Below are 12,120 nucleotides of genomic sequence, written 5' to 3'. Positions count from 1 at the left end.
CCGCCACATGCCTGCCTCAGACGAGCAGGTGCGCTGCCGCCGCCAGCGCCTCCAACACGAGGTTGGAGACGACTCCGGCGGCGGCGCCGACCAGGATCTCGCGGATCCAGGGACGACGCGCAGGCTTGTACTCGATCGGTTCCATGAAGGGCCACTCCAGGTTGTGAGTTCGGAATGGCAGGGATCGCCCTACCGGGCATCCGCCCTCACCGAAGTGAGGTCCACGTGGTGGATTCACCATCCGTTACTCACGACCAGCGGACTGGACCGCGGCTCCGCCTCGTACCCTCCGGGAAGGTGCGCAGCGAGTAACAAGCCTAGCGCACAGCCCAGACACCGAATCAGAGCAACTTCCATGCCTTCGGCTGGAGTTAGAGCGCCATGACCCCGACCGGCGAGCTGGGCTGGTTCAAGATCGGCTACAGCGGATCTGAGGGTGGCGGGCCAGGGCAGGCCTACGTGGTCGATCAGGAGCGTGGCCTTCAATGTCGGGAGCGATGCGGCCAGTTCGGCCGTGGCCTCGCGGCGGTCGTGGGTGGTGCTGTTGAAGAGGTAGCCGTCGGCGGTGATCAGGACCGTGGGTTCGAGCTGAAGGAACCGGTCGGCGGCCGCCTGGGGCGCGTAGTCCTGGCCGCATACCGACCAGACGGCGCCCAGGCTCGCGGTGGCCAGGAACGCGACGATCGCGTGCGGGGTGTTGGGCAGGTAGCCGACCACCCGGTCGCCCCGTCCCACCCCCAGGTCGAGCAGGGTCGCGGCCACCGAGGCGGTCCGGGTACTTCATCTTGGTGCTCCTCAACAGGCTTCGAGTCAACAGGCTTCGCGCAGGGGTGGTGTGCGTGCGGTGTGCAGCAGGGGCGCCCAGGTCGTGGCTGCCGTGAACTCGGCACCCCCGTGCGGGATCACGTCCATCACGACTCGGTCCGGTCGTAGGAGTACGGCCTCCGCCCGTCCCGTGCGCAGCCAGGCTGCGAGCCGGCGGCCGTCGTTGCCGAGGTCGGTCACGAGGACCGTCCGGGCGCCGAGGGCATCGGCTACCGCCTGGAGGGAAGGGGGTGGTGGCTCGGCCGTGAGGACCGTGAAGGAGTCGCCGAGCAGGGTGTCCAGGCGGGTGCGGTGTTCCTGGGGTCCGGCCGTCGTCACCCATGGCTGCGGGCACATGCGGCCCACCAAGCGGCGGCCGGCGCCCCGGGGCCTGCGGCAGACCAGCGGGCCCGCGGTCAGGGCCGGGCTGAGGTCGCGGGCGGCGGCCGTGCTCAGCCCGGGGATGCGGACGGCCGCGTTCAGCGCACCGCGCCGGAGGGCCGCGGCGCCGTCCTGGCCGCCGGTCATGGCCCAGCCCATGGCGACCGCGAGCCGGATCATGTGGTGGGCGTGCGGCCTGCGTTCGCTCTCGTACGTGTCCAGCAACCGCTCGTCCCCGCCCCGCCGGAGGACAGCGGCGAGCTTCCAGGCCAGGTTGTGCGCGTCCCGCAGGCCCGCGCACAGGCCCTGCCCGATGAACGGCGGGGTGAGGTGGGCCGCGTCGCCGAGGAGGAAGACCCGGCCCCGGCGCCAGCGGTCGGCGATCCGTGCCCGGAAGGTGTAGCGCGCCTGGCGCAGCACTTCGAAGTCGGAACCATGCGTGAGGTCCACCCATGGGGCTACCAGTTCCCGCACCTGCTCGTCGGTTGGCTCCGTGTCGTCCCGTAGGCGGAACTCCCAGCGGTAGCGGTCCTTGCCGATGCGCATGAATGTCGCCGGGCGCCGTGGATCACAGACTTGTTCTACGCCTTCCCAGCAGCGGACCGGGAGGCTCGTGCGGACGTCGACGACGGTCCAGCGTTCCTCGAAGCGCAGGTCCTCCCAGCCGGCGCCGATGGCCTCGCGGGTGAGGCTGTTGGCGCCGTCGCAGCCGAGGACGGCGTCCGCGCGCAGCAGGTGTTCGCCCGTGTCGTCGCGATAGGTCACGCGGACCGGACCGTCGGCGTCCCGCTCGTCCTTCTCTACGCCGACGACGTCCTGTTCCACGCCGACGACCTCCACCCCGCCGCGCAGCTCGCACTCCGGCGTGCGGGCAAGGGCCTCGCGCAGGACCCGCTCCAGCTCGGGCTGGTCGAACATGCTGGTCTGCGGGAAGCCGTGGGCGCCCTGCGCGGCGCGCGGGAACTCGGCCAGCACCCGGTGCCGGGCGTCCAGCAGCCGTAGCCCGCGTGCGGGGCGGGCGATCACGGCGAACTCCGCCTCGACCCCGGCTGCTTGGAGGATGCGGCGGACCTCGTCGTCGGCGGCGACGGCACGCGGCAATGGGTAGACGCCGTGGTGGCGTTCGAGAACGACGGTACGCACGCCGCGCCGGGCCAGGAGGAGGGCGGCGGTCACGCCCACGGGTCCGGCTCCGACGATCACCACTGGTGCGGAGGCCGAGGGCAACTCGACGGTCATGTGCGGCTCATTCGGGTCTCGGAGTGTGGGTGTTCGGTCTCGGTCGCGCGGGTCATTCCGCGTGGGACACGGGCGTGCGCTGCTCCCCGAGGTCGATGCGCCCGTCCGGCGTTGCGATGGTCGCGGTCACCACGTCGCCGTGGCGCAGGTAGCGGGGGTTCTTCGCCTGGCCCTTGAAGAACGCCCTCCACTTCATCGCCGGCGGCAGCAGCGCGGCGATCTTCTCGACGGGCTTCGGCGGGGCCTTGAGGGCGGTGCCGCCGGGCGTGCCGGTGAGTAGCAGATCGCCGGGGTCGAGGGTCTGGAACCGGGCCAGCAGGGTGAGCGCCCGGGCCGGACGGACGATCATGTCGGCGAGGGTGCGGTCCTGACGCGGCTCGCCGTTCACCGACAACCTCAGCCGCAGGTCGAGGAGATGAGCGAAGTCCTCCGGCTCCAGCAGGCAGAGGACGGGGCCGGTCGGTGTGAAGGTGGGGTACGACTTGCTCTCGTAGAACTGCGTCCTGGTCAGCTGTACGTCCCGGGCGCTGACGTCGTTGGTGATCACGAGTCCGGCGACGTACGACGGCAGGTCCTCTTCCTCTACCACGGTGCCGACGGGCAGGGGGGACCCCAGGACCAGGCCGAGCTCTATCTCGTAGTCGAGGAGCCGGACGTGCTGCGGGCGGACGATGGTCTCGTGCGGGCCGCTGACCGACCCGGACGCCTTGCGGAAGAAGGCGGGCGGGATGTCGCCGGTGAAGCCCGAATCGCGGGCGTGGCTGCGGTAGTTGACCATCTGGGCGACCACCCGGCAGGGGGTGGTGACGGGGGAGAGGGGTACCAGGTCGGCGACCGGTGTGCCCGCCTCACCGGACAGAGCCGCCTCCCGTACGGCGGCCCGGTCGGCCAGCAGTTCGGCCGTGGTGACGACCTTGGTGTCGACGGGGACGGCGCGGTCGCCGAGGGCGACCCACCAGCCGTCGGCGGTGCGCAGGACGTTGGTGCTCATGTCGGTTGCCTTTGGTGAGAAGAGTTCAAGTGGTCAGGAGCGCGCGGCCTTCAGCAGGCCCAGCAGGCGTGCCGGGTCCAGCTCGTTGTCGCCCCGCAGGGCCTGGAACACTTCGCGGGCCCGTTGCGGGGAGGGGCTCGCGCCGAGGAAGTCGCGGGTGGCCGGCGGGCCCCACTGGGCCAGTCCGCTCGTCGACATGGGCGCCCAGCCGGGCTCGACGTCGCAGGAGAACAGGTCGCCGTCGGCGAAGTGCTCCAGCATGAAGCGGTCGGGGTCGCGCCAGTAGTCGAAGAGCTGGCTGCCCTGGATGTGCCGGCCGATGCCCCAGCTACGCCGGTAGCCGCGCTCGGCCAGGTACTCGCCGCCGGCGGCGATCGAGTCGAGGTCGGTCACCTGGTAGGCGGAGTGGACGTAGCCCGTGCCCGGCCCCAGATGCATCGCCAGCGTGTGGTGGTCCACGGCCAGGCCGCCCTGGTCGCAGCGGATGAACGCCATGGTCGGGCCGCGGTCGCGCTGCCCGTCCAGGAAGAGGAAGTCGGACACGATCATGCCGAGCGTGTCCAGGTACCAGTCCAGGGCCCGGGTGAACACCCGCGTCTCCAGCACCACGTGGCCCAGCCGCTGGATTCGGGACGGCTCGCGCGGGGGCCGTTGCGTGGCGTTCGTACGGCGGTGCCCGGTGCCGGAGTTGAGGAGGAGCGGTCGCTGCTCGGGCAGCGCCGGCAGGTCCTCGCCGCAGTGCGCCACGCGCACGGGGAAGCCCGAGGGGTCGAGCAGGTCGACCGCCCTTCCGCCGCCCGGCACATCGGCGTCCCGTACGGCCATGCCCGTGGCCCGGGCCAGCCGGTCCAGGTCGGCCCGCTCCGCCGCGCGGAAGGCCGGGCCGATGAAGCGGGACGTACGACCGCGCCGGATCACCATGCACGGCGAGCCCGAGAAGGTGCCGCGCAGCCACAGCTCCCGCTCGGTGCGGGCGGCGATGCCGAAGCCGAAGTCCCGGGCGAAGACCTCGGCGCGGTCCAGGTCGGGCTTCTCGAACTCGAGCCAGGCCAGGTCGGCCACCTTGATCACCGGGTTCCGGGAGCGACCGGGGTGTTCGCCGCGCTGGGCGCCCTGCTCGCTGTGGAGGTCCTGATGAGCCGTCTTGGACATGACGTCCTCCAAGCAACATTGCTGTATTGAGGAAATCATCAGCTTTGACTCTTCGATCGTCAATAGCCGCTCGCAAGTGAACTGAGGATTTCCTCAGAACTGTGCTGACTGATTCATCAGAACTGTGACGCCCTGGGGAGCGTTGTTAGACTCGCCCGCATGCCGTCGTCAGCCCCGCCCCGCAACCGCTTCGAACGGCGCCGTGCCGAGACCCGGCAGGCACTCGTCCGCGCGGCGCGGCAGATCCTCGCCGAGACCGGGGACACCAGCGCGAGCATCCAGTTGATCGCGGAGCGCGCGGACGTCGGCTTCGGCTCCTTCTACAACCACTTCGAGTCGAAGACGGAGCTGTTCGACGCGGCGGTGCGGGACGCCCTCGAAGAGCTCGGCCAGGCCTTCGACGAGCAGCTGCGGGGCGTCGACGACCCGGCGGAACTCGTCGCGACCGGCTTCCGTCTCAGTGCGCGCATGGCCGACTCCAGGCCCGAGCTGATGCAGGTGCTGCGCCACCGCGGCCTCGGACACATCCACTCGGAATCGGGCCTGGCGCCGCGCGCGGTGCGCGATCTGGAGGCCGGTATCGCCTCCGGCCGGTTCACCGTCACCGATCCCACCGTCGCGGTGACCGCCCTGGGCGGCTCGCTGCTGGCGCTGGTGGAACTGCGGTTCGCCCGGCCGGAGCTCGACGGCGACGAGGCCGCGTCCAACCTGGCCGAGATGCTGCTGTGCATGCTGGGAGTGCCGCCCGAGGACGCCCGTGACGTCGCCCGCCGCCCCTTGCCCGACCTCGACTGACAGGGCTGAGCGCCGTGACCAAACCCGTTGTCCGTGAACCGCTGCGACGCAACTCCCGTTCCAACCGGGCCCGCATCCTCGCCACCGCCCGGCAGGAGCTGGGCCGGAACCCCGATGTGACGCTGGAGGAGATCGCACGGGCCGCCGGGGTGGTCCGCCGTACGCTCTTCGGGCATTTCCCGGGGCGCGCGGCCCTGCTGGAGGCGCTCGCCGAGGAGGCGTCCGAGACGCTGCGCGGCATCGCGGCCGGAGTCCCCGACGCCGAGGAGGCGCCGGAGCGGGCCCTGGCCCGGTTCGTCCTGTCGATCTGGCCCGTCGGCGACCGCTACCGGCTGCTCCTCTCCCTCGCCCGCCAGGACCTGGGCACGCAACGGGTGTCCGAGACCCTCGCCCCGGCCCGCGACGAGGCCACCGCGATCCTGGAACGCGGCCAGCGCGCGGGCGTGTTCCACGACCATCTGCCGGCGGCGGTGCTGAGTGCCGCGCTGGAGGCCGTCACGCTCTCCCTGCTGGAGAGCGTCAACACGGGCGCGTGGGAGGACGACGGGACCCGGACGGCGGTGGCCACGCTGGTCGCCGCGGGGGTGTCGGACGAGGTGGCTACGGCGATCGTCCGGGACGTGGCGTCGGAGATGCGGGACGACGCGTCCGACAGTTGATCGGGGCGGTCAGTGAGCCACTGACCTCCGTGTGAGCTCATCCCGTGGGCCCCACAGGGGCGTCCGCCCCCACCGCGATCAGCGCCGCCCTCGCGCTGTGTGTGCCGTCGTCGCTCCAGGTGCCGGCGTTCACGCAGTCCAGGAGGGCCAGGAGGAGTTTCTCGAGCGCTCTGCCGAGCGGGGCCGGTGGGATGCCCGTGCGGAAGGCGCCTTGCCGCTGTCCCTGTTCGATGATCGCCGTCGCCATGTCACGGGCGGGGGCGAGGATTTCGTCGACCCGTGCCGCCCCCAGGTTCTGCGGCGCGAGTCTCAGCAGGATGCGATAGCGGTCGCCGACGGGCCAGAGCGCCAGGACGAAGCGGCGTAGAGCGGTGGCGGCGTCGTCGGCGGGATCGGGGGCCGCCACCGCCGCCAAGGCGTGGCGCAGTGCCTCCGCGGCCTCCGTGGCGAGGCCCTCCACCAGTGCGGACCGGCCGGCGAAGTGGTCGTAGACGGTGCGGCGCACCACCCCGGCGGCCTCGGCGATGTCCGTGAGGCTGCTGTCGGGGTCACGGCCGAGTTCCCGTCGCGCCGCTTCCAGGATGCGGGCCCTTGTGGGGTGGGCCGGTCGGCGTGGGCGGGTCATGGCGGATCGGATCTCCGGTCGACGGTCGACGGGGGAGGGCGACTCGATATTTGCACACCGGTGGGCAATAAACTAGTCTGCACATCGTTGGGCAAATAACTGCCCCCGTCGCTTCGCCCCCGAGGAGCCTCCGATGCCGCTGCTTGCCGACACACCCGCCGAGAAGATGACAGCGCCCTATCCGCGGCGCTGGTGGGCCCTGCTGGTGCTCTGCCTGAGCCTGCTGATCGTCGTCATGGCGAACACGTCGCTGATCGTGGCGGCGCCGGACATGACCAAGGACCTGGGCCTGACCAGCAGCGACCTGCAGTGGGTCGTCGACGGCTACACCGTCCCCTACGCCGCGCTGATGCTCGTCCTGGGCGCGATCGGCGACAAGTACAGCCGCCGCGGGGCACTGGTCCTCGGTCTGCTGATCTTCGCGGGCGGCTCGGTGATGGGCGGCATGGTCGACGAGACCACCCTGGTGATCACCGCCCGGGCGATCATGGGCATAGGCGCCGCCGTCGTCATGCCGGCCACCCTGTCCCTGCTGGTCGCGATCTTCCCGAGGGCCGAGCGGGCGAAGGCCATCACGGCCTGGAGCGCCACCTCGGGCCTCGCCATCGCCGCCGGCCCGCTCGCCGCGGGCTGGCTGCTGGAGAGCCACGCCTGGGGCTCCACCTTCCTGATCAACGTCCCCATCGCGGTCCTCGGCGTCGTCGGCGCACTCCTCCTGGTGCCGCCGTCCAAGGCGGAGCGGATGGGCGCGATCGACTACGTCGGCGGCCTGCTCTCCATCGTCTCCATCGGCTCCCTGGTCTACGCGGCCATCGAGGGCCCGCACTTCGGCTGGGGCACCGGCCCGATCGCCGCGGCCGTGGTCGCCGGTGTCGGCCTGCTCGCCTTCGTCGCCTGGGAGCTTCGCCACCCCAACCCCATGCTGGACGTGCGCAAGTTCAGGGAGCGCCCCTTCAGCGGGTCGATGCTCGCCGTGCTGTTCTTCTTCTTCGGCACCTTCGGCTCGATCTACTACTCCACCCAGTTCCTGCAGTTCGTCCTCGGCCACAGCGCGCTGGAGACCGGCGTACGGCTGCTGCCGCTGGCCGGAGCCGTCTTCGCCGGTGCCGCGGTGACCGGCCGGCTGGCCCCGAAGCTGGGCGTCAAGCTGGTGGTGGGGACCGGTATGGCGCTCGGCACGGTGGGCGTCCTGCTGCTCACGCGGATCGAGTCGGGCTCCACGTACACCGACTTCCTGGCGCCGCTGCTGCTGCTCGGCTTCGCGATCGGCCTGAGCCTGTCCCCGGCCACCGACACCATCATGGGTTCCTTCCCCGAGTCGGAACTGGGCGTCGGGGGCGGCGCCAACGACACCGCCCTGGAACTCGGCGGCGCCCTCGGGATCGCCGTCCTCGGCTCGCTCCTCGCCACGTCCTACAAGGACAAGCTGACCGACCTGGTCGGCGGGCACCTCCCGGCCGCCGCAATGGACACCGCCCAGGACTCGGTGGGCGGCGGCCTCGCGGTCGCCCAGCAGGTCGCCAAGACCCCCGACGGTGGCGCCCAGCAGGCCCAGGCCCTCATCGACGCGGTCCACGAGTCCTTCGCCCACGCCATCGCCCGGACCAGCCTCATCGGCGCCGTCATCATGGCCGCCGGAACCATGATCGTCATCGCCGTGCTGCCCGGCCGCGAGAGCACGGGCCGGCACAGCCAGGCCGAACCGGTGGAAGCCGACCGGGACGAGGAGTACGCGGACTCCGTGCGGTAGTCACCGCTCGTATCCCTGGGGGAATCCTGCCCGGCCTCGTTTCGTCGAGGCCGGGCAGCGGTGTCGGCTCAGGAACGCCGGGCCCGTGCCTCGATCTCCGAGCGGTCGTGCCGGACGCGGTTCACCCGGTGACCGGACGGCCTGCCGTGAAGACGTGCCGGAGCCGGCGGAGGGCGTCCAACTCGGTCAGAGGGTTGCCGTCGACGACGATGAGGTCGGCCCGCATGCCGGGTGCCAGAACGCCGGTGTCGGAAAGCCCGAGGGCATGGGCAGAGTTGACGGTGGCCATGTCGAGGATCTCGGCATGCCCGAAGCCGAGCGAGGCGAAGAACTCGAGCATGCCGACGTAGTCGCCGAACCGCGCCCCTGGCACACCGGAGTCCGTGCCGGCGATGAACCGGACTCCGGCCTCGCGCATCTCCTGAATGACCTTGACCATGGCCGCGGCGCGCTCGGATCCCATCTGCTCGAGGAACAACTGCCAGTCCCCGGAGACGCAGCGGCAGACAGAGACGTCGTTGGCGACGATACGGTCGGTGATCTCCGGGTCGTAGACGATGCCCTCCGCGGTGCGCCAGGAACAGTGCTCGATGGTCCGGACGCCGGCGGCCACACAGTGACCGATGGTCTCGGTGCCGTGAGCGTGAGCCGCCACCCCCAGGCCGTGGCGTCGCGCTTCCTCGACGATCAGGCGCAGTTGACCGGGAGTGAACTGTGCCTCCCACATGCGGGGTCCGCTCGGAGTGAGCGCGCCGCCCGAGGCCATCACCTTGATCACGTCGGCGCCGGCTGCCGCGTTGCGGGCGATCTGTGCCCGGATGTCGTCATCCGTGGTCACCTCACCGCCCAGAAAGCCGCAGTGGCCACCGTGTGCCGTCAATGGTGCGGTCGCGGCGACGATACGGGGCCCGACCGTCGCCCCGGAGTCGATGGAGGCGCGCACCGCCACGGTGAGGTCGTCACGGTCACCGAGATCCCGTACGGTCGTCACCCCGGCGGCCAGCATCTGCTGGGCACGGGTCGTGATGGCGGTGGACAGTTCATCAGGGTCGGCGTCGGCCACGGCGCTGATCAGGTCCGGGCCCGCGTCGAAGGCGAGGTGGACATGGCAGTCCATCATTCCGGGCAGCACCGTCGCTCCGGCACAGCGCAACCTGGGCACCCGTGAATCCACTGACGCGTCCAACTCGGAGGCGGCACCGACAGCGGCGATGATGCCGGATCCGACGAGCACGCCGCCTTTGTCGATCACCTGATCCGCGGGCCCGGCGATGACACGATCCGCGGTGATCAGTACCTCGTTCACGTTTTCCTCTCGCGTAGAGCATGGGATATGGCGATGAGTTCACGGGCGTCGGCCCCGAGGTCGTTGCCGGCCGGTGACGCGATGCGGACGGCGGACCACTCGGCGTGCGGGGACTCGGTCGTCGGCTTCAGCTTCAGTGCCCTGGTGATGTGCCGGGCGAGTTGGTCGGCCGGGCCGCGGGCGAGATCGGCGTCAGGCGCGACACGCGTCAGATAGGGGCTCAGGCGTACCAGTCCGTCGCGGCATTCGATGAGCCGACGATAGAACCGCTGCTCCTGGGTGCTGCGTTGGCGCAGCCGATGCCAAGTGGAGCCGGCCGGTGCCCGGTGCAGGACGAGTTCCGGGTAGGCGGTGGTCAGGGCCGTCCACAGGGGAGTGAGCTCCTGATACATGCGCCGGTGGTGCACGATCGAACGAAGCCGGGTGATCAGCTGCACGCAGGCCGAGTAGCAGATCCCGATGAGGACGATTCCCATGGCCCAGTCGGACAGGGACCAGTTCACCGTGTTGAACGCCTCGTGTGACCCGGGCCGGTCGATGCGCAGAACCACCAGGATCATGCGATTGACCGCGGTGATCGCCAGCCCGAGGAGCCCCAGGGCCATGATCCACAATCCGAGTCCGAGGTGCCGGGACGCCGCGCGTCCGTAACGCAGCGCCCAGAGTGCGGAGGCCAGATAGGCGTAGACGAAGTAGACGTTCCCGATGATGTAGAACGAGGCGATGCTCGGCTCCGCCATGTACGGGGTGCCCAATGAGTGGCCGCGCATCGCTGCCGGTGTGGCGATCATGGCGATCACCAGGGCGATCAGGACGCCGACGAGGAGGCCGACGTTGATCCGCAGGTGTCGTCGGTATGCGGTGTCGGTGTCGCGCACGGAGGAGGAGAAGAACAGGAAGAGCGCGAACAGGCCGGACAGGTAGATCCCGTTGAAGGCCACCTTGCCGACACCGACACCCGTGGCCGCGTCGATCGCGCCGTTGACCTCGGGAAGGCTGAGAACCTCTCCGCCCAGCAGCAAGAGCAGAGCGGCGACGAGCAGACGCAGCACCCTGTTGTGCGGGGCGCGTGCCAGGTCGATACCTTTCCACAGAACCCCCATGCTCAGCAGGGTGATGAGAGGCATCTGAAACATCAGGTCCACCCCCAACGGGGGTTCAGTGCGGAGCGCAGCGGACCGAGAGCCGGGTCTTCGGGCGTACGGGGGGTGACGTAGTCGATGACCACCGCCCACTCCTGGATGATCGTCGCCACCAGTTCGGCCTCGTGCTCGTAGTCCTCGGTGTAGCAGGTGCGACGAAAGCCTCGTGTCGTCAAGTCGTGAGGGAAGTCCGGGCCGAGGTCGGGGAGGCCCTCGCCGATGTCGCCGTCGTCCTGGTGATCGGCGAGGATATGGCCTATCTCGTGCAGGATGATGTGATCCTGGTGAACACGGGTGGTTTCCTCCTGATAGAAGATCACCTCCTCGTTCGGCCGGGACATCCACAGTCCGAAGGGGCCCGGGACCGGAAGCGCCCAGGGAATCAACCGGATGGGCTTGCCCAGATGTTCACCGAGCCTGCGGCACAAGTCGTCGACATGTAAGGGAGGTTGAATGTCGAGCTTCCGCAGGAGATGTCTGCATTGGCGGCGGAGCTCACGTTCGCGTACGACCACGATGTCCTTTCTCATTCTCCAGGGCCGGGATCGGGGGCGCCGTCCTGATCGAAGATCGAAATCATCTTGAGCAGTTGCCTGCGCATGGCCGGCGTCATCGCACCCGCCCTCATCGCGATCGCCCGCACCTGGTGATCGGCAAGTCGCTGCCGCAACAGCTCGTCGTCGGGGTCTTCTTGTGCGACCAGCCACTGCACCGTTATCGGTGGTGTCCCCGGCGGGCGGTGGTCGTCGAAGAACTTGGCGAGACTCTCCAGCACGCTCAGCGTCGGGTTGGTGTGCGACCCGTTGCGCAGCATTGCCAGGTAACTCCGGGACAGGGTCGTCGGATGCGACGGGTCAGTGGTGACTGCCTTGGCCACCTCGGCGGTGGAGTACTCCCGTTGCCGACCGTGGGCGTCGGTCCATCGCACCATCGCGAACAACGAGTTCAAACGCTCGGCCAAAGACCGCTGTTGTTCCTGGTCACCCGCTGAACTCACGACCACGCTCCTCGCGCCAGTCTGCCCCGTTGCGCCTTCAGGATGGTACAGCCGTCATGCTCCGGCATTTGTTGATGCACATCTCATTCCTGTTGACCTGGCTGCGGCTCGGTGCCAATATCTTGGACGCTTCGCCAAGAGCCAGGCCTTGCTTGGCTGTGGAACGGGTGCGGTGATCAAAGTGGTGGCCCCGGGTCTCCACGCATACGTACCTGCTGGGCGTAGGTAAGGGGGCGCTTCACGTTTGCATGGGCAATTCTGTGCTCTGGACGGCGAAGT

11 protein-coding genes and 2 pseudogenes are annotated in these 12,120 nt (G+C 69.8%); 3 read left to right on the top strand and 10 right to left on the bottom strand.

Annotation, left to right across the window (positions count from 1 at the left end; all coding sequences use genetic code 11):
* Positions 1–16 precede the first annotated feature (16 nt).
* The 5 genes and pseudogenes from ACFTZL_RS00890 to ACFTZL_RS00870 form a co-directional block, all read right to left on the bottom strand.
* Positions 17–145 carry a DUF6408 family protein gene (locus ACFTZL_RS00890; protein WP_382576566.1) on the bottom strand — a complete coding sequence of 43 codons (129 nt, stop codon included), beginning with the start codon at positions 143–145 and terminating at the stop codon, positions 17–19.
* Positions 146–234: 89 nt separating this feature from the next.
* Positions 235–774 (bottom strand): annotated as a pseudogene (locus ACFTZL_RS00885) (AMP-binding protein); the annotation flags it as partial.
* A gap of 13 nt (positions 775–787) precedes the next feature.
* Positions 788–2,424: pseudogene (locus tag ACFTZL_RS00880) on the bottom strand (bifunctional 3-(3-hydroxy-phenyl)propionate/3-hydroxycinnamic acid hydroxylase); the annotation flags it as partial.
* 52 nt (positions 2,425–2,476) lie between these two features.
* On the bottom strand, positions 2,477–3,415 hold the full coding sequence (locus tag ACFTZL_RS00875; protein ID WP_382576564.1) for a fumarylacetoacetate hydrolase family protein: 939 nt from the start codon (positions 3,413–3,415) through the stop codon (positions 2,477–2,479).
* Between the two features lie 33 nt (positions 3,416–3,448).
* Positions 3,449–4,567 carry a VOC family protein gene (locus ACFTZL_RS00870; protein ID WP_382576562.1) on the bottom strand — a complete coding sequence of 373 codons (1,119 nt, stop codon included), beginning with the start codon at positions 4,565–4,567 and terminating at the stop codon, positions 3,449–3,451.
* A gap of 159 nt (positions 4,568–4,726) precedes the next feature.
* On the opposite strand from ACFTZL_RS00870, the gene ACFTZL_RS00865 reads away from it, so the two are divergent.
* Together ACFTZL_RS00865 and ACFTZL_RS00860 are read left to right on the top strand one after the other, a co-directional pair.
* Positions 4,727–5,362, top strand: coding sequence for a TetR/AcrR family transcriptional regulator (locus ACFTZL_RS00865; RefSeq protein ID WP_382576560.1), 636 nt, complete (start codon positions 4,727–4,729; stop codon positions 5,360–5,362).
* A gap of 14 nt (positions 5,363–5,376) precedes the next feature.
* A complete protein-coding gene (locus ACFTZL_RS00860) occupies positions 5,377–6,021 on the top strand; it encodes a TetR/AcrR family transcriptional regulator (RefSeq protein ID WP_382576557.1) in 645 nt (214 codons plus the stop codon).
* Between the two features lie 37 nt (positions 6,022–6,058).
* Here the strand turns inward: ACFTZL_RS00860 and ACFTZL_RS00855 are convergent, their stop codons facing one another.
* On the bottom strand, positions 6,059–6,646 hold the full coding sequence (locus ACFTZL_RS00855) for a TetR/AcrR family transcriptional regulator (protein ID WP_382576555.1): 588 nt from the start codon (positions 6,644–6,646) through the stop codon (positions 6,059–6,061).
* Positions 6,647–6,779: 133 nt separating this feature from the next.
* On the opposite strand from ACFTZL_RS00855, the gene ACFTZL_RS00850 reads away from it, so the two are divergent.
* On the top strand, positions 6,780–8,396 hold the full coding sequence (locus tag ACFTZL_RS00850; RefSeq protein ID WP_382576552.1) for an MFS transporter: 1,617 nt from the start codon (positions 6,780–6,782) through the stop codon (positions 8,394–8,396).
* Positions 8,397–8,517: 121 nt separating this feature from the next.
* On the opposite strand, the gene ACFTZL_RS00845 is transcribed toward ACFTZL_RS00850, so the two are convergent.
* The 4 genes from ACFTZL_RS00845 to ACFTZL_RS00830 form a co-directional block, all read right to left on the bottom strand.
* On the bottom strand, positions 8,518–9,702 hold the full coding sequence (locus tag ACFTZL_RS00845; protein ID WP_382576550.1) for an amidohydrolase family protein: 1,185 nt from the start codon (positions 9,700–9,702) through the stop codon (positions 8,518–8,520).
* A complete protein-coding gene (locus tag ACFTZL_RS00840) occupies positions 9,699–10,829 on the bottom strand; it encodes an MAB_1171c family putative transporter (RefSeq protein WP_382576547.1) in 1,131 nt (376 codons plus the stop codon). The genes ACFTZL_RS00845 and ACFTZL_RS00840 overlap by 4 nt, the downstream gene beginning before the upstream one ends.
* Positions 10,830–10,837: 8 nt before the next feature.
* Positions 10,838–11,185, bottom strand: a complete 348-nt coding sequence (locus ACFTZL_RS00835; protein ID WP_382576544.1) for a hypothetical protein — start codon at positions 11,183–11,185, stop codon at positions 10,838–10,840.
* 185 nt (positions 11,186–11,370) lie between these two features.
* Positions 11,371–11,841: a hypothetical protein gene (locus tag ACFTZL_RS00830; protein WP_382576541.1), complete on the bottom strand. Its 471-nt coding sequence runs from the start codon at positions 11,839–11,841 to the stop codon at positions 11,371–11,373.
* Positions 11,842–12,120: the final 279 nt, after the last annotated feature.

The sequence above is a fragment of the Streptomyces sp. NPDC056948 genome (genome assembly GCF_042674225.1).
Taxonomy (GTDB): Bacteria; Actinomycetota; Actinomycetes; order Streptomycetales; family Streptomycetaceae; genus Streptomyces; species Streptomyces purpurascens.
The sequence above is the reverse complement of the archived record's forward strand: the minus strand, read 5'-3'. Positions and strand labels throughout refer to the sequence as shown.

Excerpts from the sequence above, each read along its gene's own strand:
- ACFTZL_RS00890 (WP_382576566.1), bottom strand. The coding sequence starts at position 145 with ATGGAACCGATCGAGTACAAGCCTGCGCGTCGTCCCTGGATCCGCGAG.
- ACFTZL_RS00875 (WP_382576564.1), bottom strand. The coding sequence starts at position 3,415 with ATGAGCACCAACGTCCTGCGCACCGCCGACGGCTGGTGGGTCGCCCTC.
- ACFTZL_RS00870 (WP_382576562.1), bottom strand. The coding sequence starts at position 4,567 with ATGTCCAAGACGGCTCATCAGGACCTCCACAGCGAGCAGGGCGCCCAG.
- ACFTZL_RS00865 (WP_382576560.1), top strand. The coding sequence starts at position 4,727 with ATGCCGTCGTCAGCCCCGCCCCGCAACCGCTTCGAACGGCGCCGTGCC.
- ACFTZL_RS00855 (WP_382576555.1), bottom strand. The coding sequence starts at position 6,646 with ATGACCCGCCCACGCCGACCGGCCCACCCCACAAGGGCCCGCATCCTG.
- ACFTZL_RS00850 (WP_382576552.1), top strand. The coding sequence starts at position 6,780 with ATGCCGCTGCTTGCCGACACACCCGCCGAGAAGATGACAGCGCCCTAT.
- ACFTZL_RS00840 (WP_382576547.1), bottom strand. The coding sequence starts at position 10,829 with ATGCCTCTCATCACCCTGCTGAGCATGGGGGTTCTGTGGAAAGGTATC.
- ACFTZL_RS00835 (WP_382576544.1), bottom strand. The coding sequence starts at position 11,185 with ATGTCCCGGCCGAACGAGGAGGTGATCTTCTATCAGGAGGAAACCACC.